Annotated in this window: 31 protein-coding genes and 1 pseudogene; 23 read left to right on the forward strand and 9 right to left on the reverse strand. The window is 64.9% G+C overall.

Going from position 1 to position 25,168, the window contains the following annotated elements; genetic code table 11:
- The 5 genes from rpsC to ACIGHN_RS26445 all read left to right on the forward strand — a co-directional run.
- Nucleotides 1–831: 30S ribosomal protein S3 (gene rpsC, locus ACIGHN_RS26425; RefSeq protein ID WP_396507182.1), on the forward strand; the 831-nt coding region annotated here is incomplete at its 5' end.
- 2 nt (nucleotides 832–833) lie between these two features.
- The gene (gene rplP / locus ACIGHN_RS26430) at nucleotides 834–1,250 is read left to right on the forward strand and encodes a 50S ribosomal protein L16 (RefSeq protein WP_056164770.1); all 417 of its coding nucleotides are present in this window, start codon (nucleotides 834–836) and stop codon (nucleotides 1,248–1,250) included.
- A gap of 16 nt (nucleotides 1,251–1,266) precedes the next feature.
- Complete coding sequence (rpmC, locus tag ACIGHN_RS26435; RefSeq protein WP_008906429.1) at nucleotides 1,267–1,461, forward strand: 50S ribosomal protein L29; 195 nt, start codon at nucleotides 1,267–1,269, stop codon at nucleotides 1,459–1,461.
- Between the two features lie 10 nt (nucleotides 1,462–1,471).
- Nucleotides 1,472–1,741, forward strand: a complete 270-nt coding sequence (rpsQ, locus tag ACIGHN_RS26440) for a 30S ribosomal protein S17 (RefSeq protein WP_055394987.1) — start codon at nucleotides 1,472–1,474, stop codon at nucleotides 1,739–1,741.
- 161 nt (nucleotides 1,742–1,902) lie between these two features.
- Nucleotides 1,903–2,409, forward strand: a complete 507-nt coding sequence (locus tag ACIGHN_RS26445; RefSeq protein ID WP_056416667.1) for a peroxiredoxin — start codon at nucleotides 1,903–1,905, stop codon at nucleotides 2,407–2,409.
- 82 nt (nucleotides 2,410–2,491) lie between these two features.
- Here ACIGHN_RS26445 and ACIGHN_RS26450 read toward each other — a convergent pair whose 3' ends face one another.
- Nucleotides 2,492–2,983, reverse strand: coding sequence for a GNAT family N-acetyltransferase (locus ACIGHN_RS26450; protein WP_056416670.1), 492 nt, complete (start codon nucleotides 2,981–2,983; stop codon nucleotides 2,492–2,494).
- Nucleotides 2,984–3,029: 46 nt separating this feature from the next.
- Nucleotides 3,030–3,716, reverse strand: coding sequence for a cytochrome b/b6 domain-containing protein (locus tag ACIGHN_RS26455; protein ID WP_396507186.1), 687 nt, complete (start codon nucleotides 3,714–3,716; stop codon nucleotides 3,030–3,032).
- Nucleotides 3,717–4,011: 295 nt separating this feature from the next.
- Here ACIGHN_RS26455 and ACIGHN_RS26460 point away from each other — a divergent pair, with 295 nt between their 5' ends.
- A complete protein-coding gene (locus tag ACIGHN_RS26460; protein WP_396507188.1) occupies nucleotides 4,012–4,467 on the forward strand; it encodes a c-type cytochrome in 456 nt (151 codons plus the stop codon).
- 309 nt (nucleotides 4,468–4,776) lie between these two features.
- Here ACIGHN_RS26460 and ACIGHN_RS26465 read toward each other — a convergent pair whose 3' ends face one another.
- Nucleotides 4,777–5,280: a TlpA disulfide reductase family protein gene (locus ACIGHN_RS26465; protein ID WP_396507190.1), complete on the reverse strand. Its 504-nt coding sequence runs from the start codon at nucleotides 5,278–5,280 to the stop codon at nucleotides 4,777–4,779.
- 254 nt (nucleotides 5,281–5,534) lie between these two features.
- Here ACIGHN_RS26465 and ACIGHN_RS26470 point away from each other — a divergent pair, with 254 nt between their 5' ends.
- The 6 genes from ACIGHN_RS26470 (at nucleotide 5,535) to ACIGHN_RS26495 (ending at nucleotide 11,355) form a co-directional block, all read left to right on the forward strand.
- Nucleotides 5,535–6,110: a hypothetical protein gene (locus tag ACIGHN_RS26470; protein WP_396507192.1), complete on the forward strand. Its 576-nt coding sequence runs from the start codon at nucleotides 5,535–5,537 to the stop codon at nucleotides 6,108–6,110.
- A complete protein-coding gene (locus tag ACIGHN_RS26475) occupies nucleotides 6,107–7,384 on the forward strand; it encodes an MFS transporter (RefSeq protein WP_396507194.1) in 1,278 nt (425 codons plus the stop codon). Before ACIGHN_RS26470 ends, ACIGHN_RS26475 begins: the two co-directional genes overlap by 4 nt.
- Nucleotides 7,381–7,833 (forward strand): PTS sugar transporter subunit IIA, encoded by a 453-nt coding sequence (locus ACIGHN_RS26480; protein ID WP_056164753.1) that lies wholly within the window; start codon nucleotides 7,381–7,383, stop codon nucleotides 7,831–7,833. The genes ACIGHN_RS26475 and ACIGHN_RS26480 overlap by 4 nt, the downstream gene beginning before the upstream one ends.
- Nucleotides 7,802–8,071, forward strand: coding sequence for an HPr family phosphocarrier protein (locus tag ACIGHN_RS26485; protein ID WP_056164752.1), 270 nt, complete (start codon nucleotides 7,802–7,804; stop codon nucleotides 8,069–8,071). The genes ACIGHN_RS26480 and ACIGHN_RS26485 overlap by 32 nt, the downstream gene beginning before the upstream one ends.
- A 53-nt stretch (nucleotides 8,072–8,124) precedes the next feature.
- Nucleotides 8,125–9,894 carry a phosphoenolpyruvate--protein phosphotransferase gene (ptsP, locus tag ACIGHN_RS26490; RefSeq protein WP_396507196.1) on the forward strand — a complete coding sequence of 590 codons (1,770 nt, stop codon included), beginning with the start codon at nucleotides 8,125–8,127 and terminating at the stop codon, nucleotides 9,892–9,894.
- A gap of 198 nt (nucleotides 9,895–10,092) precedes the next feature.
- A complete protein-coding gene (locus ACIGHN_RS26495; RefSeq protein ID WP_396507198.1) occupies nucleotides 10,093–11,355 on the forward strand; it encodes an MFS transporter in 1,263 nt (420 codons plus the stop codon).
- Nucleotides 11,356–11,514: 159 nt separating this feature from the next.
- On the opposite strand, the gene ACIGHN_RS26500 is transcribed toward ACIGHN_RS26495, so the two are convergent.
- The 5 genes from ACIGHN_RS26500 to ACIGHN_RS26520 form a co-directional block, all read right to left on the reverse strand.
- Nucleotides 11,515–12,348 carry a DMT family transporter gene (locus ACIGHN_RS26500; protein WP_056416691.1) on the reverse strand — a complete coding sequence of 278 codons (834 nt, stop codon included), beginning with the start codon at nucleotides 12,346–12,348 and terminating at the stop codon, nucleotides 11,515–11,517.
- 93 nt (nucleotides 12,349–12,441) lie between these two features.
- Nucleotides 12,442–13,149: an AraC family transcriptional regulator gene (locus tag ACIGHN_RS26505; protein WP_396507200.1), complete on the reverse strand. Its 708-nt coding sequence runs from the start codon at nucleotides 13,147–13,149 to the stop codon at nucleotides 12,442–12,444.
- Between the two features lie 18 nt (nucleotides 13,150–13,167).
- Nucleotides 13,168–14,148 carry a lipoyl synthase gene (lipA, locus tag ACIGHN_RS26510; protein ID WP_056164742.1) on the reverse strand — a complete coding sequence of 327 codons (981 nt, stop codon included), beginning with the start codon at nucleotides 14,146–14,148 and terminating at the stop codon, nucleotides 13,168–13,170.
- Between the two features lie 24 nt (nucleotides 14,149–14,172).
- On the reverse strand, nucleotides 14,173–14,871 hold the full coding sequence (gene lipB / locus ACIGHN_RS26515; RefSeq protein WP_396507203.1) for a lipoyl(octanoyl) transferase LipB: 699 nt from the start codon (nucleotides 14,869–14,871) through the stop codon (nucleotides 14,173–14,175).
- Between the two features lie 13 nt (nucleotides 14,872–14,884).
- Nucleotides 14,885–15,205 carry a YbeD family protein gene (locus ACIGHN_RS26520; RefSeq protein ID WP_056416701.1) on the reverse strand — a complete coding sequence of 107 codons (321 nt, stop codon included), beginning with the start codon at nucleotides 15,203–15,205 and terminating at the stop codon, nucleotides 14,885–14,887.
- Nucleotides 15,206–15,480: 275 nt separating this feature from the next.
- Between ACIGHN_RS26520 and ACIGHN_RS26525 the strand changes: the two genes are divergently transcribed.
- From ACIGHN_RS26525 to ACIGHN_RS26565, 9 genes and pseudogenes are all read left to right on the forward strand, one after another.
- Nucleotides 15,481–15,954: an ATP synthase subunit I gene (locus ACIGHN_RS26525; RefSeq protein ID WP_396507205.1), complete on the forward strand. Its 474-nt coding sequence runs from the start codon at nucleotides 15,481–15,483 to the stop codon at nucleotides 15,952–15,954.
- Nucleotides 15,955–15,975: 21 nt separating this feature from the next.
- On the forward strand, nucleotides 15,976–16,854 hold the full coding sequence (gene atpB, locus ACIGHN_RS26530) for a F0F1 ATP synthase subunit A (protein ID WP_010467223.1): 879 nt from the start codon (nucleotides 15,976–15,978) through the stop codon (nucleotides 16,852–16,854).
- Nucleotides 16,855–16,913: 59 nt separating this feature from the next.
- Nucleotides 16,914–17,183, forward strand: a complete 270-nt coding sequence (gene atpE / locus ACIGHN_RS26535; protein WP_007847749.1) for a F0F1 ATP synthase subunit C — start codon at nucleotides 16,914–16,916, stop codon at nucleotides 17,181–17,183.
- A gap of 34 nt (nucleotides 17,184–17,217) precedes the next feature.
- Complete coding sequence (locus ACIGHN_RS26540) at nucleotides 17,218–17,688, forward strand: F0F1 ATP synthase subunit B (protein WP_007847746.1); 471 nt, start codon at nucleotides 17,218–17,220, stop codon at nucleotides 17,686–17,688.
- A gap of 10 nt (nucleotides 17,689–17,698) precedes the next feature.
- Nucleotides 17,699–18,241 carry a F0F1 ATP synthase subunit delta gene (locus ACIGHN_RS26545; RefSeq protein WP_056416706.1) on the forward strand — a complete coding sequence of 181 codons (543 nt, stop codon included), beginning with the start codon at nucleotides 17,699–17,701 and terminating at the stop codon, nucleotides 18,239–18,241.
- Between the two features lie 42 nt (nucleotides 18,242–18,283).
- The gene (gene atpA, locus ACIGHN_RS26550) at nucleotides 18,284–19,837 is read left to right on the forward strand and encodes a F0F1 ATP synthase subunit alpha (RefSeq protein ID WP_056416708.1); all 1,554 of its coding nucleotides are present in this window, start codon (nucleotides 18,284–18,286) and stop codon (nucleotides 19,835–19,837) included.
- 18 nt (nucleotides 19,838–19,855) lie between these two features.
- Nucleotides 19,856–20,722 (forward strand): annotated as a pseudogene (atpG, locus tag ACIGHN_RS26555) (F0F1 ATP synthase subunit gamma).
- A gap of 33 nt (nucleotides 20,723–20,755) precedes the next feature.
- Nucleotides 20,756–22,162: a F0F1 ATP synthase subunit beta gene (atpD, locus tag ACIGHN_RS26560; protein ID WP_056416714.1), complete on the forward strand. Its 1,407-nt coding sequence runs from the start codon at nucleotides 20,756–20,758 to the stop codon at nucleotides 22,160–22,162.
- Nucleotides 22,163–22,246: 84 nt separating this feature from the next.
- Nucleotides 22,247–22,663 carry a F0F1 ATP synthase subunit epsilon gene (locus tag ACIGHN_RS26565; protein WP_056164895.1) on the forward strand — a complete coding sequence of 139 codons (417 nt, stop codon included), beginning with the start codon at nucleotides 22,247–22,249 and terminating at the stop codon, nucleotides 22,661–22,663.
- Nucleotides 22,664–23,071: 408 nt separating this feature from the next.
- Here ACIGHN_RS26565 and ACIGHN_RS26570 read toward each other — a convergent pair whose 3' ends face one another.
- Complete coding sequence (locus ACIGHN_RS26570) at nucleotides 23,072–23,365, reverse strand: hypothetical protein (protein ID WP_056173302.1); 294 nt, start codon at nucleotides 23,363–23,365, stop codon at nucleotides 23,072–23,074.
- A gap of 331 nt (nucleotides 23,366–23,696) precedes the next feature.
- Here ACIGHN_RS26570 and ACIGHN_RS26575 point away from each other — a divergent pair, with 331 nt between their 5' ends.
- Together ACIGHN_RS26575 and ACIGHN_RS26580 are read left to right on the forward strand one after the other, a co-directional pair.
- The gene (locus ACIGHN_RS26575) at nucleotides 23,697–24,302 is read left to right on the forward strand and encodes a hypothetical protein (protein ID WP_396507209.1); all 606 of its coding nucleotides are present in this window, start codon (nucleotides 23,697–23,699) and stop codon (nucleotides 24,300–24,302) included.
- 191 nt (nucleotides 24,303–24,493) lie between these two features.
- Nucleotides 24,494–25,084: an RNA polymerase sigma factor gene (locus tag ACIGHN_RS26580; RefSeq protein WP_396507210.1), complete on the forward strand. Its 591-nt coding sequence runs from the start codon at nucleotides 24,494–24,496 to the stop codon at nucleotides 25,082–25,084.
- Nucleotides 25,085–25,168: the final 84 nt, after the last annotated feature.

The following is a 25,168-nucleotide window of genomic DNA, read 5'->3' on the forward strand; positions in this document are numbered from 1 at the left end:
TGGTCCAGCCGTTGGTACGCCAGCATCCGCGACTTCGCGGGCATGCTGGCCGAAGACATCAAGGTGCGCGAGTACCTGAAGGCCAAGCTCAAGAACGCCGCCGTGTCGCGCATCCTGATCGAGCGTCCTGCCAAGAACGCCCGCATCACGATTTACTCGGCACGTCCTGGCGTCGTGATCGGCAAGAAGGGCGAAGACATCGAGAACCTCAAGAAGGAACTCGCAGCTCGCCTGGGCGTGCCCGTCGCAGTGAACATCGAAGAAGTGCGCAAGCCTGAAATCGATGCCAAGCTGATCGCCGACAGCATCACGCAGCAGCTCGAAAAGCGGATCATGTTCCGCCGTGCCATGAAGCGCGCCATGCAAAACGCCATGCGTCTGGGTGCCCAAGGCATCAAGATCATGTCGTCCGGCCGTCTGAACGGTATCGAAATCGCACGTACCGAGTGGTACCGCGAAGGCCGTGTGCCACTGCACACCCTGCGCGCCGACATCGACTACGGCACCTCCGAAGCCAAGACCACCTACGGTGTGATCGGCGTGAAGGTGTGGGTCTACAAGGGCGATACGCTGGGTCGCAACGATCTGCCAGTGGCAGAAACGCCGCGTCCTGAAGAAGAGCGCCGTCCCCGTGGTCCTCGCCGTGATGGCCGCCCAGGTGGCGACCGTCCAGGCGCAGGCCGTGGTCCACGTCGTCCTGTCGGTGGCAACACCGCACCGGCCGACGGCAGCGACAAGCCAGCGGAAGCTGGTGGCGCTGATAACACCGCCGTTAAGCGCGTACGCAAAGTCGCCGCGCCCGCTACAGCAGCGGACGGAAAAGGAGAATAAGTATGCTGCAACCTGCTCGCCGCAAGTACCGCAAGGAGCAAAAGGGCCGTAATACCGGTGTCGCAACGCGGGGTGCCTCCGTTGCGTTCGGTGATTTCGGTCTGAAGTGCACCGATCGTGGCCGTCTGACGGCCCGCCAGATCGAAGCTGCACGCCGTGCGATTTCCCGTCACGTCAAGCGTGGCGGCCGTATCTGGATCCGCGTGTTCCCGGACAAGCCAATCTCTACCAAGCCCGCAGAAGTGCGTATGGGTAACGGTAAGGGCAACCCCGAGTACTACGTGGCCGAAATCCAGCCCGGCAAGATCGTTTTCGAAATCGTCGGTGTGCCCGAAGAACTGGCCCGTGAAGCGTTCCGCCTGGCTGCTGCCAAGCTGCCGCTGCGCACCACGTTCGTCAGCCGTCACATTGGCGCGTAATTCAGGAGAACAAGCAATGAAGACTACTGAACTGCGCCAAAAAGACGTCGCCGGCATCGAAGCCGAAATCAAGGCTCTGCAAAAGGCCCATTTCGGCCTGCGCATGCAGAAGGCTACGCAGCAACTGGGTAACACCAACACGCTGCGCACCACCCGCCGCGATATCGCCCGTGCCAAGACCATCCTTGCTGAAAAGCAAGCCGCCAAGTAAGGAGCCCCCTATGACGGAACCTAAAAAATCCCTCAAGCGCACCTTGGTTGGCAAGGTGGTCAGCGACAAGCGTCAAAAGACCGTGACTGTGCTGGTCGAGCGCCGTGTGAAGCACGAGCTCTACGGCAAGATCGTTGCGAAGTCGAGCAAGTACCACGCCCATGACGAAAATGGCGAGTACAAGCTGGGCGACGTGATCGAAATCACCGAGAGCCGTCCGCTCTCCAAGACCAAGAACTGGGTGGCTACCCGCTTGGTGCAAAAGGCCGGCCTGCTCTAAGCCCTTGCGGCTGATTGGCAGCACTGCCCTCCAGAACGACCCACAATGTGGGTCGTTTTGCTTTTGGGGGCCGCATTTTTGCAAGGCCTCGCATGCGGACGTGACAGCCAATCCGCCCATCCATCAAACCCACCAACCAACCCACAACCTAGGAGAGATCAATGATCCAAGTCGGTGACACCCTGCCCGCAAGCACCCTGATGGAGTATTCCGAAGTCGAAGGCGAAGGCTGCAGCATCGGCCCGAACGCCGTGCCGGTCGACAAGGCCACTGCAGGCAAGACCATTGCACTGTTCGCGCTGCCCGGCGCGTTCACACCCACCTGCTCGGCCAAGCACGTGCCTGGCTACCGCGACAAGGTCGAAGAATTCAAGGCGGCCGGCGTCGATGAGATCTGGTGCGTGAGCGTGAACGACGCCTTCGTGATGGGCGCCTGGGCGCGCGACCAGAAGACCGACGGCAAGGTGCGCATGCTGGCCGACGGCGATGCCGTGTTCGCCAAGGCCACCGGCCTCACGCTGGACCTGAACGGCAAGGGCCTGGGCCTGCGCAGCAACCGCTACTCCATGCTGGTCAAGGACGGCAAGGTGGTCACGCTGAATGTGGAAGCCCCGGGCAAGTTCGAAGTCAGCGACGCGGACACGCTGCTGGCCCAGGCCAAGGCATAACTCCGCTGACACCATGGCGCGTGATGCTATCTAAAACGTAGCATCACGTGCTGGATGATCAAGCGACGGCACCCTCAATGCCTCAGTAGATATCCACCTTGAGGTAATGCGCCCCGGCGATGGGGTTGTGATAGTACGGAGGAATTTCCTCGAACCCCAGGTCCGTGTAGAGCGCACGGGCCGATTCCATGTCGTCCAGCGTATCGAGCAGCACGCAGGCGTACCCCGCCTGCCGTGCGCGGTCGAGCATGGCTTCGGCCAGCTCGCGGCCCAGGCCGAAGCCGCGGAAGGCCTTGCGCACGTAGAGGCGCTTCATTTCGCTGGCGTTGGGATAGTCGGCGGTATCCAGGGGCCGCAGGGCGCAGCAGCCGGCGACTGCGCCATCGACCTTGGCCAGCAGCAGCGAGCCGCGTGGCTCTGCGTAGTCACCGGGCAGGTCGGCCATTTCGCCTTCGAAATCCTGAAAGCACAGGTCCACGCCCAGGGTGCTGGCGTATTCCCGGAAGATGTCGCGAACCTCCTGCATCTCGGCGTCCGAGGTGGGGGTCAGCAAGGTGACGGTGGGTTTGTCCACAACACGGTTGGTGCAAAACGACGGAAGCGGCAGTGTAGCGAGTCTGCTAGAACGAGGGCGCGCCGGCCAGTGTGGAGACCCACCAGGCCAGCGCTCCGCTGGCTGCGAGCACCACCAGTGCCACCAAGCGGCTGGCCCAGTCGTCGCGCGACGGGGCGGCGGGGGCTGCCAGGTCCTTGTCGCCGTGCACCATGGGTCGCACGATGCGCTGGCGCCGCACCAGTACGTAGAAGGCGATGGCCAGCAGGTGCAATACCACGAGGCCGATCACGAGGTACTGGCCGATCTCCTTGTGGTAGCTGGTGGCCTGGCCCACCACCGCGTTGGACACGAAGCGGGTGAGCGGCCCGGCGAACGCGATTTCATCGTCGCTGAGCAAGCCCGTGGCCACCTGCGCGATCAGCACCGCCAGCAGCCCGAACACCGACAGCGCACCCAGCGGGCTGTGGCCGACGCCATCTTCCGGGTGGGCAGAGCCTTTCAGATAGCGCACCAGGCGCCCCGGCGAGTACAAAAAGGACGTGAAACGCGACCACCGGCCGCCCACCAGCCCCCACACGATGCGAAACACCAGCAGGGCCAGCACCACATAGCCCAGCCGGAAGTGCCATTCCATGGCGTTGCCGCCGACCTTGGCGGTGACGACCAGTGCGATCACGCTGGCGGCCAGCGCCCAGTGGAAGAGGCGGACGGGAAGGTCCCAGATGCGTACGGTGTGCTGTGGCTGCGTCATGGTGGCTGCGGCGGCGTGGGTGGATGGGTGGGTGGGTAGGTCGGTGGGTGAGTGCGGGAAGGCTGCTCCGATGGATCGATACCCGGGCGATGGCCGCATTGTGCGGGAGAGCAGGCGCCGCGAAAAGCGCCCGGCGCACGCCAAAGCAGCACAAACAGCGCCAAACCGGCATACTGCCTGCGCTGGGAATCCGTTTCGTGATCTGGCGTGGGCCGCCATCGGTGCGCCTGCAGGGTCGCTGCCGGTTCCAAGCCGCCGATTCTTGTTCCCACCCCACGACAAAAAGGAAGTTCCCATGAAAGCAATCGCTGCGCTCGCCCTGGCTGCCGCCACCCTCGCCGTGTCGGCACCGGCCTCCGCCCAGTTCGCCAAGGCCGAAGACGCCATCAAGTACCGCCAGAGCGCGCTGTTCGTGATGGGCCAGCACTTTGGCCGCCTGGGCGCCATGGCCAACGGCCGCATTCCGTTCGATGCCAAGGCCGCACAGGAAAACGCCGACGTGGTGGCCCAGATGGCCAAGCTGCCCTGGGTGGCTTTCGGCCCTGGCACCGACAAGGGCGCCCCGACCAAGGCGCTGCCGGAGATCTGGACGGAGCAGGCCAAGTTCAAGGAACATGCCGAGAAACTGGAAGCCGAGTCGGTGAAGCTGGCGGCCGCCGCAAAGACGGGCAACCTGGACAACCTCAAGACCGCCTTCGGTGCCGCGGCCGGCACCTGCAAGGCGTGTCACGACAACTATCGCGCGAAGTAAAGTACACCCCCCCTGAGCGGCTGCGCCGCTCGGTGCTGGTCGCCAGAGGTGACAGCTCTTCGGGCCGTCCAAGGCTGCGCAGGCAGGCTCGGAGCCGCGGCCCTCAGCCCCTTCTCTCAAAGCGCTGCGCAATTCGGGATGGGGGACGACGCCAGCGCGGCGGGGCGGCCCTTGCGCGGCGTCCCTGGTCTAGGACGCAGCCGTTGCAAGCATTTGCTATCAATAAAATAGCTTTTAACGCTTCTCACATAAGCCAAAAGGCCGATTTCGTAAGAAATCGGCCTTATGTTTTGGAGGTGCAGTCGCGCCTCAGGTCTCTGCCAGCAGCTTCTCGATCAACTGGTGCAACTCGGGGAAGTTAGGCGCGCCGACGTAGGTCTTCACGATCTCGCCGCGCTTGTTCACGATGAAGGTCGAGGGAGTCAGGCGCACGTCGCCCCAGGCCTTGGCGACGTTGCCGGTGTTGTCGATGGCGACCTTGAAAGGCAGCTTGCGGGTTTCCGCAAAATTCACCACGTAGCTCGGTGGGTCGTAGCTCATGGCCACGGCCAGGGTGTCGAACCCCTGGCTGTTGTACTTGTTGTAGGTGGAGATGATCTCGGGCATCTCGGCCACGCAGGTGGTGCAGCTCGTGGCCCAGAAGTTGACCAGCGTCACCTTGCCCTTGAGGTCGGTGGTCGACTTGCTGGTGCCGTCCAGCAGCACGAACGTCGATTCGGGCGCGGTGGAGCGGCCCGTGTCCAGGTACACATAGGCGCCCACGGCAGAGAACGCCGCCACCGCCACACCCGCCGCCCAATGTTTGATTGCCATGACTTTCGCTTTCGTCCATCCGTCGATGCTGAAACTGCCGGCCGCCCTTCGTTCCGCCTGACTGACGCCACTGCCTGCAGGCCTGCCGGTGAAGGCACCGCCCGAGGCAGATTGTGCCGGACCGGGCATTGCGGCGCTGGCGCAAAGCCCTGAGACCCCGCCGCCAACCATCGGATGGAGCGGCGCCGCGGGCAAAAGTTCTGCGCGCAGCATGATCTGGCGCAAACCAGGAGCGCTCTGCCGATAATGGGCCGATGAAATGGACACTGACCGGGGCCCGGGCCCTGCCGCTGATGCTCTCGGTATCCGTCGCGCTGGGGCTGATGATGATGATGATGGGCTGCAGCCCGGCGCTGAACTGGCGCAGCGTGCCGCTGCCTGAGGCCGCGATCACCATCACGCTGCCCTGCAAGCCCGACCAGGCCACGCGTGCGGTCGAGCTGGCCGGTATGCCGGTCGAGCTGGCCATGACGGGCTGTGACGCCGACGGCGCCACGCTGGCCGTGTCGCACACCGCGCTGGCCGACCCATCGCAGGCAGGCGCTGCCCTCACGCACTGGCGCGCCGCAGTCCTTGCCAACCTGGGGCCCGCAGCCGCCGCGTCGGCCACCGACACGCCCTACACACCCACGGGGGTGCTGCCCCTGCCGCAGTCGGTGCGCACGGTGGTGCAGGGCCAGCGGGCTGACGGCAGCGCGGTCAGTGCGCAGGGCGTGTGGTTCGCGCGGGCCGTGGGGCCGCAGGTGCGGCTGTACCACGCGGTGGTCTACACCGCCAAGCCGCGCCCCGAGGTGGCGGACAACTTCTTCGCCGGGATCGCCTTCCAATGACGGGCGCGCCCCACCTGTTGCCGCGGCGGGCGGCCATCATCGTCTTTCTCGCCTTTGCGTTCGCATACTTTCTGTCGGCGCTGGTGCGGGCCGTGACCGCCACGCTGGCGCCCACCCTGGCGCAGGAATTCTCGCTGCATGCCAGCGACCTGGGCCTGCTGGCGGGCGGGTACTTCCTGGGCTTTGCGGCCACGCAGCTGCCGCTCGGTACCTGGCTGGACCGGCACGGGCCCCGCAAGGTGGCGCTCGGATTTTTGGGCGTGGCGGTGGTGGGCAGCCTGGTGTTTTCGGTGGCCACGGGGTTTTCGGGCCTGCTGGCCGGGCGCGTGCTGTGCGGCGCGGGCGTCAGTGCCTGCCTGATGGCGCCGCTCACCGGCTACCGCCGCTGGTTCGAGCCCACCACGCAGATGCGCGCCAACTCCTGGATGCTCATGACGGGCTCGCTCGGCATGGTGGCGTCCACGCTGCCGGTGCAGTGGGCGCTGCCGCTGGTGGGCTGGCGCCCGCTCTTTTGGGGCCTGGCCGCGCTGATCGCGGTGTCGATGGTGGTGATTGCCGTCTGGGTGCCGGGGTGGGCGGCTGCAGGGCAGGGCGGGGCGGACTCGTCGGCAGGCCGCCGAGATGCGCCGCCGCCCGAGGCGCCGGGCTATGCGGTGGTGTGGAGCCATGCGTACTTCCAGCGGCTGGCCCCGCTGGGCTTCTTCGTCTACGGCGGCATGGTGGCCATGCAGACGCTGTGGGCGGGCCCGTGGATGCAGCGCGTGGCGGGCTACACGCCGCTGGAGTCGGCCACGGGGCTGTTCTGGATCAATGTGTCCATGCTGTGCACCTTCTGGACCTGGGGCATGGTCAACCCGTGGCTGCTGCGCAAGGGACTGGGGCCCGACCGGTTGATGGCGGCGGGGCTGCCGTTCTCGCTGCTGATCCTGCTGGCCATCATCGTGGCCGGCCCGCGGGCCGGCGGCGGGGCCTGGGCGCTGTTTTGCGTGTCGTGCACCTTTGTCTCGCTGTCGCAGCCGGCCGTGGGCATGGCGTTCTCGCAGGCGCTGGCGGGGCGGGCGCTGTCGGCCTACAACCTGGTGATCTTCGCGGGCGTGTTCGTGGTGCAGTGGGGCATCGGGCTGGCCGTGGATGCGTTCGCCGCGCTGGGGATGGACACCGTCCCGTCCTTCCAGGCCGCCATGGGGCTGTTCCTCGCGTGCAACGTCTCGGCCTATGCGTGGTTCATGCTGCGGGGGCGGCGCCATAATGTGCTCCAAACATCCGTCCCATGAGCACCACCAGCATCCTCCTCATCGCCCACGCCCCGCTGGCCCATGCACTGCGTGAATGCGCGCTGCATGTGTTCCCCGACTGCGGCAGCAGCGTGGCCGCGCTGGACGTGCCGCCCAACCAGCCGCCCGAAGAGTCGCTGGCCCAGGCGCGCATCCTGCTGGACCAGCTGGGCACCGACTCCACCCTGGTGCTCACCGACGTGTTCGGAGCCACCCCCTGCAACATCGCGCAGCGCCTGACCGACGGCGTGCGATCGCGCCTGGTGACGGGCGCCAACCTGCCCATGCTGCTGCGCGCAGTCAGCTACCGCAGCGAGCCGCTCGACTCGGTGGTGAACCGCGCGGTGGTGGGGGGCACGCAGGGTGTGATGCAGGTGGCGATCTCCGCGCCGCAGAACCAGAACCGCCGTAATTCCCATGATCAAGACACGTACGACCATCAGCAATAAATTGGGCCTGCACGCCCGCGCCTCGGCCAAGCTGACCAAGCTGGCAGGCAGCTTTCCCTGCGACGTGTTCATGAGCCGCGGTGACCGCCGCATCAACGCCAAGAGCATCATGGGCGTGATGATGCTGGCCGCCGGCATGGGCACCGAGGTCGAGGTCGAGACCAGCGGCGACCGCGAGCAGGAAGCCATGGATGCGCTGCTGGCCTTGATCGCCGACAAGTTCGGCGAGGGTGAGTGAGCTGTTCGGCTGCCCATTTTTCATCACCCTGTTGAACCTGTAGCCCCACCACCATGACCTTTTCCGTCCACGGTCTCGCAGTCGCCCGGGGCATCGCCATTGGCCGTGCGGTGCTGGTGGCATCGAGCCGCGTGGACGTGGCCCACTACTTCATCCAGGCCGAGCAGATCCCGGCCGAGATCGAGCGCGTGCGCCAGGGCCGCAATGCCGTGGTCGAAGAGCTGCAGCGCCTGCAGGCCGACATGCCCGCCGACGCGCCGCACGAGCTGACCGCGCTGCTCGACGTGCACCTGATGCTGCTGCAGGACGAGGCCCTGACCGGTGGCGTCAAGCACTGGATCACCGAGCGTCTGTACAACGCCGAGTGGGCGCTGACCACGCAGCTCGAAGTCATCGCGCGCCAGTTCGACGAGATGGAGGACGAGTACCTGCGCGAGCGCAAGGCCGACCTGGAGCAGGTGGTCGAGCGCATCCTGCGCTACATGAAGGGCGTGGCCAGCCCCGTGGCGCCGCCGCCCAGCAGCCCGCGGCGGCACAAGCAGCTGGGGCTGCAGCAAGACCTGCTGCTCGACGAGACCGTGGACGTGCCCCTGGTGCTGGTGGCGCACGACCTGTCGCCCGCCGACATGCTGCAGTTCAAGCAGAGTGTGTTCGCCGGCTTCGTGACGGACGTGGGCGGCAAGACATCGCACACCGCCATCGTGGCGCGCAGCATGGACATCCCGGCCGTGGTGGGCGCGCGCGCTGCCAGCCAACTGGTGCGCCAGGACGACTGGGTCATCATCGACGGCGACGCGGGCGTGGTCATCGTCGACCCGTCGCCCATCATCCTGGCCGAGTACGGCTTTCGGCAGCGCCAGGTCGAGCTCGAACGCGAACGCCTGGCCCGGCTGCGCCATACGCCCGCCGTCACGCTCGACGGGCACAAGATCGAGCTTTTGGCCAACATCGAGCAGCCCGGCGACGCCGCCGCCGCCGTGCGTGCCGGTGCCGTGGGCGTCGGGCTGTTCCGCAGCGAATTCCTGTTCATGGGCAAGACGGGCAACCTGCCCGGCGAGGACGAGCAGTACCGCGCCTATTGCGAGGCCATCGACGGCATGCAGGGCCTGCCCGTGACCATCCGCACCATCGACGTGGGGGCCGACAAGCCGCTGGACAACAAGGCCCACAAGGACAGCTACCTGAACCCGGCCCTGGGCCTGCGCGCCATCCGCTGGAGCCTGGCCGACCCGAGCATGTTCCGCACGCAGCTGCGGGCCGTGCTGCGCGCCGCGGCACGCGGCAAGGTCAACCTGCTGTTCCCCATGCTGGCCCACACGCACGAGATCCAGCAGACGCTGGCCCAGGTCGAGCTGGCCCGCGCCGAGCTGGACGCCCGCGGCGAGCCCTACGGCGATGTGGAGCTGGGCGCGATGATCGAGGTGCCGGCCGCGGCGCTCATGGTGCGCACCTTCCTCAAGTACTTCGACTTCTTGTCCATCGGCACCAACGACCTGATCCAGTACACCCTGGCCATCGACCGCGCCGACGAAGCCGTGGCCCACCTGTACGACCCGCTGCACCCCGCCGTGCTGCGCCTGGTGGGCGATGTGATCGCCGAGGGCCACCGCCAGGGCAAGAGCGTGTGCGTGTGCGGCGAGACCGCCGGCGACGTGACCATGACGCGCCTGCTGCTGGGCCTGGGCCTGCGCAGCTTCTCCATGCACCCGGCGCAGATCCTGGCCATCAAGCAGGAGGTGCTGCGCGCCGACACGCGCAAGCTCGCGCCGTGGGCGCAGCAGGTGCTCGAGGGGGACGAGCCAGGGACCCTGCTGGCGTCCTGACGTGCCTCCCCGCTGTGCGGTGGGCGATTGGTAATTGGTAATTGTGGTGGTTGCTATTTAATTCATAGCTGCTTGCGCTTTCTGGATAAGCGGTAGAGGCCTTTGGGATTCAATATCTGGCGGCTGGCCGCGGCCCTTGGCAACCCGGCGCAACGCTGCGCACCCGTCGCGACGCTTACACATCTGATCGAGCCGTCCATGCAGCCCACCGCCCCCGCAGACCCCTCCCTTATCGACTCGCCCCAGGCGCTCCAGCGGCTGCTGGCCACGCTGGGCCTCGTCGTGCTGGGCAACAGCAGCATGTACGTGGTGTCGGTGGTGCTCCCCGCCGTGCAGAGCGAGTTCGGCATTGGCCGCGCGAGCGCGTCGCTGCCCTACACGCTGATGATGGTGTGCCTCGGCCTGGGCGGGCTGCTCACGGGCCGGCTGGCGGACCGCCATGGCCTGACCCCGGTGCTGTGGCTGGGCGCGCTGGCCGTGTTCGGCGGCTTCCTGGGCGCGAGCCTGTCGGGCAGCATCTGGGCCTTCGGCCTGGCCCACGCCATCATGGGCTTCATCGGCGGGTCTTCCACCTTCGCGCCCCTGCTGGCCGACACGGCCCTGTGGTGGAGCCGGCGGCGCGGCATCGCGGTGGCGGTGTGCGCCAGCGGCAACTACGTGGCGGGCGCTGTCTGGCCGCCCATCGTGCAGTACGGCATCGACACCATCGGCTGGCGGCCCACTTACATGGCGCTGGGCGCCGTCTGCGGTGCGGGCATGCTGGCCCTGTCGCTGCGCATGCGCCAGCGCCCGCCGGCCATCCCGGCGCAGGCCACGGGTACCGTTGCCAGTGCCACGGCGGTGGACCGCAGCCTTCCCTTCGGCCTGGCGCCGGGCACCGCGATGGCGCTGCTGTGCGTGGCCGGCGGGGCGTGTTGCGTGGCCATGGCCATGCCCCAGGTCCACATCGTCGCCTACTGCACCGACCTGGGCTTCGGCGCCGCGCAGGGCGCGCAGATGCTGTCGCTCATGCTCGCCTGCGGCATCGTGAGCCGCCTGGTCTTCGGCCTCATCTGCGACCGCATCGGCGGCATCCGCACGCTGCTCCTGGGGTCTGCGCTGCAGGGCGTGGCGCTGCTGCTGTTCCTGCCCTACGACGGCCTGGTGCCGCTGTACGTGATCTCGGCGCTGTTCGGGCTGTTCCAGGGCGGCATCGTGCCCACCTACGCCATCATCGTGCGCGAGCACTTTCCGCCCAGCCAGGCCAGCGTGCGCGTCGGCGCCGTGATCATGGCCACGCTGGTCGGCATGGCGCTGGGCGGCTGGCTGTCGGGCTGGATCTTCGACCTGACCGGCAGCTACCACGCTGCCTTTCTGAACGGCATCGGCTGGAATCTGCTGAACCTCTCCATCACCGGCTGGCTGTTTCTGCGCCTGCGCAGCCAGCACGCAGCCGCGCATGGTACGGTGCTATCAAAATAGGAGCTGCCAGCGCTTGCTGATCGAGCGGCAGCTCCCCATTTCACTCACATCGTTCAAAACAGGGCGCGCCCAATGCCAGCGCTCCCGTGGATCTGGCTCGGCCAGTCCACCGGGTGCGTCCCCCCTCGGGGGGGAGGCGCGCAGCGCCTCAGGGGGGCTTCACTTCGCCCGCATTCCCATGATGGCTGCGCTGATGATCATGGCCGTGGCCAGCGCAATGCTCCAGCTGAACGTCCGCCCGCTCACCACGATCAGCAGGCTGGTGGAAGCCAGCGGCGTGATGTAGCTCAGGATGCCGATGTGCCGCGCGTCGCCCAGCTTCAAGGCCTTGTCCCACAGGAAGAACGAGGCCCCCAGCGGCCCCAGGCCCAGCAAGGCCAGCAGTGCCCAGTCGCGCGGCTGCAGCGCCACCGACGGCTCCAGCGCCACATGGCACAGCAGCGACAGCACGCCCGACACCAGCCCGAACAGGCCGATGGCCGTGGTCGGGAACGCCGCCACCCGCTTGGTCAGCAGCGAGTAGGTGGACCAGATGAACGCGGCCGCCAGCGCGGGCAGGTAACCCCAGGCCAGCGTGCCGCTCAACTCCCGGCCGCCGGCGATGGCAATCGCCGCGCCGCCAAAGCCCAGCAGCGCCGCCAGCACGTGCGGCAGGCGCAGCGACACGCCGGGCAGCACCACGGGTGCGAGCACCACGATGAACAGCGGCCACAGGTAGTTGACCAGATTGGCCTCCACCGGCGGCGCATGGCGCAGCGCGATGAACAGCAGGAAGTGGTACGCGAACAGGCCGTACACGCCCAGCGCGAGCGTGCGCAGCGGAATGCGCCACTGCGACGGATCGCGCACCACGAACGGCCAGGCCGGCACGCTGCCGATGATGAGCGCGATGCCCGTGAGGAGGAACGGCGGCACATGGGTGAGCGACACCCCCAGCGACGCGAGCGAGGCCCACAGCGCAATGGCGCCCAGGGCGTAGAGATTGGCTTGCATGCCGCCGACTGTATGCGCACCGGGCCGCCGGCATCGTCGCGCAACTATGGCGTGTCGTCGCGCAAGAGGGGGAGGGCCAGGCGCCTGCGGCTGCTACGGCCCCGCGCGGCGCAGCGCTGCGGTCAGCGCCGACGGCGATCGGTAGCCCGTGCGCCGCGCCACCTCGGCCACCGCCATGCCGCTGTCGCGCAGCAGCCGCGCCTGCGCCAGCCGCTGGCCGCGCAGCCAGGCCATGGCGCTGATGCCCAGGTCATCGCGGCAGCGTGCTGCGAACTGGCTCGCGCTCAGGTGCACCCGTGCGGCGAGGTCTGCCACGGTGATGTGTGCATCCCCCTGCTGTGCAGCCCAACCCTGCAGTTGGGCCCAGTCGATGGTCCTGCGCCGGGACGCAGGCCCTGCAGTGCCGCTGTGCGCCGCTGCGGGTGCCGGCAGGGCCTGCCAGGCTTCCAGAAGCAACGCGGGGCCGTGGGCCTGGGCCATCGGAAGGCCCTGCTGCAAGGCGCTCGCCAGGTAGTGGACCAGCGCCAGTGCCGGCGCGGGAGGCTTTGCGCATTGCGACCACGCGTGGTCCGGGCTGTCGAGCACCAGGCACACGCTTCCGTGGCGGGATTCGAAGTCGTGGCGGGCTCCGGGTTCAATCACGTATCCGCTGCCAGGGGCGACGCGCAGGCCGCGCCCCTCCACTTCCAGTTCCAGCGCACCGGACACACCCATCAACACCTGGAAATGCCCATGGCTGTGGCTCCCCGGCGAGGCACCGTAGCTGCGCAGCGACAGGCTCGGCGCAGCGGTGGAGTCCATGGCAGCCGGGGTGCGGTATCAGACGCCAGCGGCGTGCGCCTGCTGGTCGGCGTGGTAGCTCGAGCGCACCATGGCGCCCACGGCCGCGTGGCTGAAGCCCATCTTGTAGGCCTCTTCCTCGAACATCTTGAAGGTGTCGGGGTGCACGTAGCGGCGCACCGGCAGGTGGCTGTTGCTGGGCGACAGGTACTGGCCGATGGTCAGCATGTCGATGTCGTGCGCGCGCATGTCGCGCATCACCTGCAGGATCTCTTCGTCGGTCTCGCCCAGGCCGACCATGATGCCGCTCTTGGTCGGCACCTTGGGGTGCAGCGCCTTGAACTTCTTGAGCAGGTTCAGGCTGAACTGGTAGTCCGACCCCGGGCGCGCTTCCTTGTACAGGCGGGGCGCGGTCTCCAGGTTGTGGTTCATCACGTCGGGCGGCGCGGCCTTGAGGATCTCGAGCGCGCGGTCGTCGCGGCCACGGAAGTCGGGCACCAGGATCTCGATCTGCGTGGTGGGCGACAGCTCGCGGATGTTCTGGATGCATTCGACGAAGTGGCCGCTGCCGCCATCGCGCAGGTCGTCGCGGTCCACGCTGGTGATCACCACGTATTTGAGGCGCAGCTGGGCAATGGTGCGGGCCAGGTTCAGCGGCTCGTCCTTGTCCAGCGGGTCGGGGCGGCCATGGCCCACGTCGCAGAACGGGCAGCGGCGCGTGCACTTGTCGCCCATGATCATGAAGGTGGCCGTGCCCTTGCCGAAGCATTCGCCGATGTTGGGGCAGGACGCTTCCTCGCACACCGTGTGCAGGTTGTTCTGGCGCAGGATGTCCTTGATCTCGTAGAAACGCGTGGTGGGCGATCCCGCCTTCACGCGGATCCACTCGGGCTTCTTGAGGACTTCGCCCTGTTCCACCTTGATCGGAATGCGCGACAGCTTGGCCGCGGCCTTCTGCTTGGCCAGCGGGTTGTACGTTTCGGTGGATTGCGCTTCGCGGACGACTTCAGGGGTGCTCATGGCGTGTAGGCAGCGTGGTGGAGGTCAAGGCGCAAGGCGGATGCTGAGCTGCTGGCCCAGCACCTGCGCGGCTTCGTCCCAGGTGGTGTGGACCCCGATTGTAGAAAGGTCCACCGTTTGCAATCCTGCGTAACCGCAAGGGTTGATGCGGCCGAAGGGTTCCAGGTCCATCGCCACGTTGAGCGCGACGCCGTGGTAGGTGCAGTGCCGGCTCACCTTGATGCCCAGCGCGGCGATCTTTCCCAAGCCGTCGAAGTCGGGCTCCGGCGGCGCGCCATCCACGGCGCGCTTTTGCGGGCGCTGGGGCAGCATCGCGTGGCTGTGCGGGTCGGCAAGGCGGACGTAGATGCCCGGTGCGCCCGCCACGCGGTGGCCCGTCACGCCGAAATGCGCCAGGGTGCGGATCACCGCTTCTTCGACCCGGTAGACATACTCCTTGACGAAATAGCCGGCCCGTCGCAGGTCGACCAGCGGGTAGGCCACGACCTGCCCGGGGCCATGGAAGGTGACCTGGCCGCCCCGGTTGGTCGGCACCACCGGAATCTCGCCGGGCTGCAGCAGGTGGTCGCTCTTGCCCGCGATGCCCTGGGTGTACACGGGGGCGTGCTCGCAGAGCCAGAGCGCATCCGGGCTGCCGTCCGCGCGCGTGGCGGTGTAGTCCTGCATGGCCTGCACGGTGGCGGCATAGTCCACCCGGCCCAGCGTGCGGATCTCGATGCTCATGCGCTGCGGCCGCTCAGAGAACGATCTTCACCAGCGGGTGCGAAGACAGTGCGGTGTACAGGCCGTCCAGCTGTTCGCGGCTGGTGGCGGTGATGGTGATGGTTATTCCGAGGTAATTGCCGGCCCGGCTGTCGCGCAGTTCAATGGTGGCGGCGTCGAAGGTCGGGTCGAACTGGCGGGCCAGTTCGGTGACGGCGTGCACGAAGCCGTCCACCTTGGCGCCCATGACCTTGATCGGGAAGCTCGAGGGGTACTCGATCAAGGAGTCCTTGCGCGAGTCGTTAGGCTTAGGGGTGTCGTGGCCGTTCGCTGGCGGCTGGGAGGAAGAGGTCATGGTGAGCAGTGCTTCGGTTTCTATAGCGGGAAAGCCTTGTCCATTGTGCGCCAAAGTGGTGAGCGTGCCAGGCCGAGAGCCTGCAGATGTGCGCCGACGCGGTGCGTGCCTGCACCCGCCGGGTGCACGGGAACTGTCGCGCCGTCGCACACCGGAGCACGCAAGTGCACAGTTTTCGGCGCACGATTGCGGGTCTTTGCTGACCTACATGGGTTTTTACTTATAATTAGAGGCTTTGTGAAAGTTTCGGTCTGTAACGCGGGCGTCATTCAACAATGAAAACAATCGCTCCTGAGACGGAAACTGAGGCTGATGAATCCGACTTCAAGCCCCTGACTGCCCAAGAGGCCGAACAGTGGCGCAGTCGCCACCTTCCCATCTCGGTGTGGAAGGTAGTGCTGGGCCAGGCGGTGGTTGGAATGCTGGTGGCCCTCGGGGCCTGGATTCTGACGGGCAGGGTGTCGGTGGGCTGGTCTGCAGCGTACGGCGCTCTGGCGGTGGTCTTGCCGGCGGCCTTGTTTGCACGGGGGGTGCTGCGCCACAAGGCGTCTGCCAATCCGCGTGCAGCCATGGTGGGATTCTTCGGCTGGGAAATTGCCAAGATTGTGTTGACGGTGCTGCTGCTCGCAGCGGCGCCCCGGCTCGTGCCGGGCTTGAGCTGGATCGCTTTGCTGGTAGGCATGGTGATCACAATGAAAACGTACTGGGTGGCACTGATGGTGCGGCCCGGTGTTCGAAAAACCGATTGATAGTTACAAGAGAGTTGTCCGATGGCCGCAGAAGCGCACGCTCCGACTGCAAGTGAATACATCGTTCACCACCTGCAGCATCTTCAAAACGTCAACCAGACCAAGATCGTCGACTTCACGGTCATCAACTACGACTCCATCATCGTGGGTTTGGTTCTGGGTGCCCTCACGCTTTTGATCCTGTGGTCAGCTGCCCGTAAGGCAACGTCTGGCGTGCCCGGCCGTTTCCAGGCGGCGGTGGAAATGCTGGTCGAGATGGTGGACAACCAGGCCAAGGCCAACATCCACAACGCCGAAAGCCGCAAGTTCATCGCCCCCCTGGGCCTGACGGTGTTCGTCTGGATCTTCCTGATGAACTTCATGGACATGCTGCCCGTGGACCTGCTGCCCGCCATCTGGGCCCAGATCTACGGCGCCGCCGGCCATGATCCGCACCACGCCTACCTGCGCGTCGTGCCCACGGCCGACCTGTCCACCACCCTGGGCCTGGCATTCGCCATCCTGATCCTGCGCTTTTGGTACAGCGTCAAGATCAAGGGCGCCGGCGGCTGGGCGCACGAACTCGTGTCGGCACCCTTCGGCACCAGCAAGAATCCCATCTTCGCCCTCATCCTGGGCGTGGTCAATCTGCTGATGCAGATCATTGAATATGTGGCCAACACCGTATCGCATGGCATGCGGTTGTTCGGCAACATGTACGCCGGTGAACTGGTGTTCATGCTGATCGCCCTCATGGGTGGCGCAGCTGCACTGTCGCTGTCGGGTGTGCTGCTGCCTGTGGGCCACGTCATCGCTGGCACCATCTGGACGCTGTTCCACATTCTGGTGATTTCGCTGCAAGCCTTCATCTTCATGATGCTTGCGCTGATCTACCTCGGTCAGGCGCACAACGCGCACTAACGGTTCCCTTTTCGTTTCTCTTTCCTTTTCAACTTTTCTTTTTTAACTCAGGAGTCATCATGGAAAACATTCTCGGTCTCGTCGCTCTGGCTTGTGGTCTGATCGTTGGCCTCGGCGCTATCGGCGCTTCCATCGGCATCGCGCTGATGGGCGGCAAGTTCCTCGAATCGTCGGCACGTCAGCCTGAGCTGATCAACGAACTGCAAACCAAGATGTTCATCTTGGCAGGTCTGATCGACGCTGCGTTCCTGATCGGTGTTGCTATCGCTCTGCTGTTCGCTTTCGCCAACCCCTTCGCTTCCACGTTCTTGGCCAACCTGCCCAAGTAATTCCCGTTCAACGCCACTCTAGAAAGGTGTTGCCGTGAGTATCAACGCGACCCTGTTCATTCAGGCCATCGTCTTCCTGATCCTGGTGTGGTTCACGATGAAATTCGTGTGGCCCCCGATCGCGAAGGCGTTGGATGAACGAGCCCAGAAAATCGCCGAAGGCCTCGCTGCTGCCGACCGTGCCAAGTCCGAACTGACCGCTGCCAACCAGCGCGTCGAGAAGGAACTGTCACAGGCACGCAACGAAACGGCCTCGCGTCTTGCGGACGCCGACCGACGTGCCCAGGCCATCATCGAAGAAGCCAAGGCACGCGCCACGGAAGAAGGCAACAAGATCGTTGCTTCCGCCCGTGCCGAAGCCGAACAGCAAACGGTGCAAGCCCGCGAAGCCCTGCGTGAGCAGGTCGCCGCGCTGGCCGTCAAAGGTGCAGAGCAGATTCTCCGCAAGGAAGTCAATGCCGGCGTTCACGCCGACCTGCTCAACCGCCTGAAGACCGAGCTGTAAGGGGACACACATGGCTGAACTCGCCACCATTGCCCGCCCTTACGCCGAAGCCCTGTTCAAGGCCGCTACCGCGGGTGCGGGCATGGACCTGGCCAGCACCGCTGACTGGGTCGATGAACTGGCGGCCATTGCCGCCAACCCCCAGTTGCGTCTGCTGGCGGACAACCCCAAGGTGACGGCAGACCAGGTGTTTGCCGTCTTCACGGGTGTTGCGCGTTCGGCACTGCCTGACACGGCCAAGAACTTCCTGCGCACGATCATCGACAACGGGCGCCTCGCCGCGCTGCCGGAAGTCGCTGCACAGTTTCGTACCCTCGTGAATGGCCGCAGCGGATCTTCGGATGCTGTGGTGCACAGCGCTTTCCCGATGGACGCTGCAGCACTGGCTGAGGTCGGCTCGGCGCTCGAAAAGCGCTTTGGCCGCAAGCTCAACCTCACTGCTCAGCTGGACCAGTCCCTGATCGGTGGCATTCGCGTAGTGGTGGGTGACGAGGTGCTGGACACTTCGGTCAAGGCCCGTCTTGAACAAATGAAAGCGGCCCTCACCGCGTAACGCGCGGCGAGGACAGCGAACCAAAGAAAGAAGGAAAGAGTCATGCAACTCAATCCCGCAGAAATTTCTGAACTCATCAAGAGCCGCATCGAAGGTCTGGCCGCCAGCACCGATATCCGCAATCAGGGTACCGTGGTGTCCGTGTCCGACGGTATCGTGCGCGTTCACGGCCTGTCGGAAGTGATGGCCGGTGAAATGCTCGAGTTCCCTGCCACCAAGGACGGCCAGCCCTCCTACGGCCTAGCCCTGAACCTCGAGCGCGACTCCGTCGGCGCCGTGATTCTGGGTGAGTACGAACACATCTCCGAAGGCGACACCGTCAAGTGCACGGGCCGCATTCTGGAAGTGCCGGTCGGCCCCGAGCTGGTCGGCCGCGTGGTGAACGCCCTGGGCCAGCCGATCGACGGCAAGGGTCCCATCAACGCCAAGCTCACCGACGTGATCGAAAAGGTCGCTCCGGGCGTGATCGCCCGTAAATCGGTGGACCAACCCCTGCAGACCGGCCTGAAGTCCATCGACTCCATGGTGCCCGTGGGCCGTGGCCAGCGCGAGCTGATCATCGGTGACCGCCAGACCGGCAAGACCGCTGTCGCCATCGACGCCATCATCGCCCAGAAGGGCCAGGGCGTGACGTGTATCTACGTCGCCATCGGCCAGAAGGCTTCGTCGATCAAGAACGTGGTGCGCGCGCTGGAACAAGCCGGCGCCATGGACTACACGATCGTGGTGGCCGCATCGGCCTCCGAATCGGCTGCCATGCAGTACGTGTCGGCCTACTCCGGCTGCACGATGGGCGAATACTTCCGCGACCGCGGCCAGGACGCCCTGATCGTTTACGACGATCTGTCCAAGCAAGCCGTGGCCTACCGCCAAGTTTCGCTGCTGCTGCGCCGCCCACCAGGCCGCGAAGCCTACCCTGGCGACGTGTTCTATCTCCACAGCCGCCTGCTCGAGCGCGCAGCCCGTGTGAACGCCGACTACGTCGAAGCCTTCACCAAGGGTGAAGTCAAGGGCAAGACCGGTTCGCTGACCGCACTGCCTATCATCGAAACGCAAGCCGGCGACGTGTCCGCCTTCGTTCCGACCAACGTGATCTCGATCACGGACGGCCAGATCTTCCTGGAAACCAGCCTGTTCAACGCCGGTATCCGCCCCGCCATCAACGCCGGTATCTCGGTGTCGCGCGTCGGTGGTGCCGCCCAGACCAAGCTGGTGAAGAACCTGTCCGGCGGTATCCGTACCGACCTGGCCCAGTACCGTGAACTGGCTGCGTTCGCGCAGTTCGCTTCCGACCTGGACGAAGCCACCCGCAAGCAGCTGGACCGCGGTGCCCGCGTGACCGAACTGCTCAAGCAGGCACAGTACAGCCCGCTGCCCATCTCGCTGATGGGTGCCACGCTGTTCGCTGTGAACAAGGGCTTCATGGACGATATCGACGTCAAGAAGGTTCTCGACTTCGAACACGGTCTGCACCAGTTCCTGAAGACCAGCCACGCAGCACTGCTGGCCAAGCTGGAACAGGCCAAGGCCATGGACAAGGATGCAGAAGCCGAATTGACCGCCGCAGTCGCAGCGTTCAAGAAGTCGTTCGCTTAAACCGGACGAGGAGCGATCATGGCAGCAGGCAAGGAAATACGCGGCAAGATCAAATCGGTGGAAAACACCAAGAAGATCACCAAGGCCATGGAAATGGTGGCTGCATCCAAAATGCGCAAGGCGCAGGAACGGATGCGGGCTGCCCGCCCTTACAGCGAAAAGATCCGCAACATTGCAGCCAACCTCGGCCACGCCAACCCCGAATACGTGCACGCGTTCATGAAAGTGAACGATGCCAAGGTGGCTGGCGTGATCGTGGTGACCACGGACAAGGGCCTGTGCGGCGGCATGAACACCAACGTGTTGCGTGCCGTGACGACCAAGCTGCGTGAGTTGCAAGGCGCGGGTGTGTCGACGGAGGCGGTGGCCATTGGCAACAAGGGCCTGGGTTTCCTGAACCGCGTCGGCGCCAAGGTGGTGTCGCATGTGACGGGCCTGGGCGATACGCCGCATCTGGACAAGCTGATCGGCCCCGTCAAGGTGCTGCTCGACGCCTATGCAGAAGGCAAGATCAACGCGGTGTACCTGAGCTACACCAAGTTCATCAACACCATGCGTCAGGAATCGGTGGTGGAGCAGTTGCTGCCGCTGTCGTCCGAGCAGATGCAGGCCGAGAAGACCGAACATGGCTGGGACTACATCTACGAACCCGATGCCCAGACCGTGATCGACGATCTGCTGGTCCGCTATGTCGAATCCCTGATCTACCAGGCCGTTGCGGAAAACATGGCGTCCGAGCAGTCGGCACGCATGGTGGCCATGAAGGCCGCCACCGACAACGCCGGCAGCGTCATTGGCGAGTTGAAGCTGGTCTACATCTAGACGCGCCTGGCAGCGATCACGAAAGAACTTTCGGAAATCGTGGCTGGCGCCGCTGCTGTGTAAGCAGCTCAACCAACATCTAAATTGGAGCGAAAAATGGCTCAAGTGCAAGGCAAGATTGTTCAATGTATCGGCGCTGTGGTGGACGTTGAGTTCCCGCGCGACCAGATGCCCAAGGTGTATGACGCACTCAAGCTCGAGGGCTCGGCCCTGACGCTGGAAGTGCAGCAGCAGCTGGGCGACGGCGTGGTGCGTACCATTGCCCTCGGCTCGTCGGACGGCCTGCGTCGCGGCCTGATGGTCAGCAACACCGCCAACGCCATCACCGTCCCAGTGGGCAAGGCCACGCTGGGCCGCATCATGGACGTGCTGGGCAACCCCATCGACGAACGTGGTCCGGTGAGCCAGGAGCTGACCGCATCCATCCACCGCAAGGCCCCTGCGTACGACGAACTGTCGCCTTCGCAAGAGCTGCTGGAAACCGGCATCAAGGTGATCGACCTGGTGTGCCCGTTCGCCAAGGGCGGCAAGGTGGGCCTGTTCGGCGGCGCCGGCGTGGGCAAGACCGTGAACATGATGGAACTCATCAACAACATCGCCAAGGCCCACTCGGGGCTGTCGGTGTTCGCTGGTGTGGGCGAGCGTACCCGCGAAGGGAACGACTTCTACCATGAAATGGCCGATTCCGGCGTGGTGAACCTGGAGAAGCTCGAAGAGTCCAAGGTCGCCATGGTGTACGGCCAGATGAACGAGCCCCCAGGCAACCGTCTGCGCGTGGCGCTGACCGGCCTGACCATCGCGGAATCGTTCCGTGACGAAGGCCGTGACGTTCTGTTCTTCGTGGACAACATCTACCGCTACACGCTGGCCGGTACCGAAGTGTCCGCTCTGCTGGGCCGCATGCCTTCCGCCGTGGGCTACCAGCCTACGCTGGCCGAGGAAATGGGTCGCCTGCAAGAGCGCATCACCTCGACCAAGGTCGGTTCGATCACGTCCATCCAGGCCGTTTACGTGCCAGCCGATGACTTGACCGACCCATCGCCCGCCACCACGTTCGCTCACTTGGACTCCACCGTGGTGCTGTCCCGTGACATCGCTTCGCTGGGTATCTACCCCGCCGTGGACCCGCTGGACTCCACCAGCCGCCAGCTGGACCCGAACGTCGTGGGCGAAGACCACTACGCCACGGCCCGTGCGGTGCAAGGCACGCTGCAGCGCTACAAGGAACTGCGCGACATCATCGCCATTCTGGGCATGGACGAACTGGCTCCCGACGACAAGCTGGCCGTGGCCCGCGCTCGCAAGATCCAGCGTTTCCTGTCGCAGCCTTTCCACGTGGCCGAAGTGTTCACGGGCTCGCCAGGCAAGTACGTTCCCCTGGCTGAAACCATCCGTGGTTTCAAGATGATCGTGAACGGCGAATGCGACCACCTGCCAGAACAGGCGTTCTACATGGTCGGCACCATCGACGAAGCCTTCGAAAAGGCCAAGAAGGTGGCCTGATTGCCCGGTGGCTGAGCAGCGCCACCGCGCTGCCCGGCCGTCCACTGCAGTCAAGCAACCCATCCCCTTTTCCTAGGAGCAATGATGAACACCATCCACGTTGATGTGGTCAGTGCCGAAGAGTCCATCTTCTCCGGTGAAGCACGCTTTGTCGCGCTGCCTGGCGAAGCCGGCGAACTGGGCATCTTTCCCCGCCACACCCCGCTGATCACCCGGATCAAGCCGGGCTCGGTGCGCATCGAAATGGCCGACGGCCGCGAAGAATTCGTGTTCGTCGCCGGTGGCATTCTGGAAGTGCAGCCCAACCGCGTGACCGTGCTGTCCGACACCGCCATCCGCGGCAAGGACCTGGACGATGAGAAGGCCAACGCTGCCAAGGCCTCGGCCGAAGAAGCGCTGAAAAACGCCAAGAGCGAAATCGATCTGGCCAAGGCCCAGTCCGAACTGGCGGTGCTGGCTGCCCAGTTTGCAGCCCTGCGCAAGTTTCGCCAAAAGAAGTAAGGCGACGTCGGAGTTGCTGTATCGGCAACCCTTCAAGAAAAACCCGGCTTTGCCGGGTTTTTTTATGGACCGACGGATGACAAGTTCGGCAACTCTGTCCGTCGTCGAGTGAACCATCTAGCCAGCCGAACATTTCGGCTGAACGTCGGCCCTGTGCGGCCTGCCTTCTCTGGACTTGGAGCACTTGCCAACTGACGCTGGTGCGCCGCCAGCGGTGTCCATCGATAGCGGGCAACCAAGCTTGAAGGTCAGGCGAGATGTACTGTTCGCCAACGACAACGGGCTCCTTGATGGAGCCCGCTTTTTTGTGCAACGGAGGGCTGTTTCAAACCACCCTGCGCAGCGGCGACACCCAAAGGCATCGCCACGATCGGGTGGCAAACAATGATGCCCCCCGATCGCTGTTGCTTACATCGCGCTGATTTCGCCCGAAGGAATCGTGCCTGCACGCACGGCTTCAGCAGCCTGGGCACGCACGGCAGCGCGGTCGGCGGTGGACTTGTAGGTCACGACGCGGGAGCCTGCTGGCTCGATGCTGCGGGTCTGGGCGACGGTGGAGGCTTCGGCAGCCACTTCAGCGCGGGTGCGGTTCGTTTCGAACTTCGTGGCGAATTGCGAAGCATCGGCTTCGTCAGCGTGGGCGCCGAAGGCAGCGAAAGCGGACACAGCGGCGATGGAGAGGAAGCGTGCGGTCTTGTTCATGATGAAAGTCCTTGAAGTTGAAAAGCGTCTCAATAAAGCCGGTACAAAACCATTCTTGAACCGGGTTCGGTGAGTCGCCTTGCGGGTTCGGCTCATCGATGGGTTGAACTGTACGCCGGTGGTGTCCAGAGAAAAACCACCCAGTTACGAACTGAATGTTCCAGTATTGCGAACAATGATCGCGCTACACTGATCCGCATCAGCGTCCCGCAGACACACCATTGCCAAAATCCGGCCTGATGTCTGCTGACAATCGTTTGCAAACCAGTGGAACCGCAACGAAGTCCTTGTTACTAAACTAGCGACGAACCCCCTCAATAGCCTGTTTCGTGTGAACGTTTCCAACCGCCTCTCTCCTGCAGATGCCATTGCCCGCCCTTCGCTGGACGCGTTCCAGCAAGCCGCGCAGGAAGGGGACTGGGTGCACGTCAGCCGGGACGGCGCGCAGTGGAAAGTGCTGGGCACCGGGACCACGCCGTCCCAGCGGTCCGTGGCCTGGATCGAGCCCGGAGCAGATTCCACGTCCGCCTTCGTGGGGGCGCTGGGCCAGAGCTTTTCGCAGGGCATTCAGGCGTCGGTCGTGCGCGAGCTGGGGTTGGGCCCCGCTCCGGGCAAACCGCTGTCGTCACGCACCGTGATGCAGGCTATCGACATGGCGCAGACTAGCCGTCAGACGATGCAGGGTGTGGATTTTCTGACCCAGCTCACGGTGAGTGCGGCGGGGCACTCAGCGGGGTTCAAAGAAGCCTGCCGGTCCAGCGGGATTTCGGCGGACGCTGTGACGCCACAGCAACGCGAATCGATCGATGCCGCCATGCAACAGCGGTTCGACCTTGCGGCGCGCGAAGGGCGCTCGCCGGTGGCCCTGCAAACTGCGCGCGATTGGCTGCGTGACGAGCTGCAAGCCCTGCAGCTTTCCCGTCCACACGCAAACTGATGGCGGCACCATCCGCATAAACACGCAGCGCACACTTCTTGCTGTACAGGTGGGAATTCCTCTGTGAAAATCCCCCGGTGCACGCCCATTTTGTAACACTTATTACCAATTCTGGAGCCCATCCAGCTGAGTGTGCACACCCGGAATATCCGCCCCTGGCGATGCCCGGACACGATAGCGAATCTGAGAGCTTGTCGGCTTCCTACGCCGCGGCGGACACCCCGGAGCGAGTGGGCGATCTGCGCGAGCACGAAGTTGTCGAGCGCGACGCCCTGTTTCGCACGCTGGTGCAAGCCCATGGCGTGCGCCTGCACCGCTTCATCATCAAGAACATCGGCAACTCCACCGATGCGGAAGACCTGGCACAGCAGGCATTCATGGAGGCTGTGCGCTCTTACGAGACGTTCAAGGGCCAGTCAGAACTGTCCACCTGGCTGTACGGCATTGCCATGAATCTCGTGCGCAATCACCTGTCACGGGCCCCCCATCGGCGCTACGAGTTCACCGACGAGTCTGAGCTGTCAGAGATGGCGAGCGAGCACCTCACGCCTGCGCAGGCCGTGGAACAGGCACAGCACCTGCGTTTTCTGGAAGAGGCGATGGCCGAGCTTCCGGAGAGCATGCGGGACATCCTCCTGATGGTGGCGGTCGATGAGCTGTCGTATGAAGACGCCGCAGCGTTGCTGACCGTGCCTGTCGGCACCGTGCGCAGCCGTCTGTCGCGAGCCCGCAGCGCCTTGCGCGCAAAGCTTCTGGCCCGCGGCGTGGAATTCGAGTTCTGACACTGGCGCGTGCGCGGTGAAGGAGCGGCTGGCGTGCAGCCCGCACTGCATGCCGTCCAGCCAGCAGAGACCCCGGCCCGGACG

It is taken from the genome of Acidovorax sp. NPDC077693 (assembly GCF_044542805.1).
Taxonomy (GTDB): Bacteria; Pseudomonadota; Gammaproteobacteria; order Burkholderiales; family Burkholderiaceae_C; genus Acidovorax.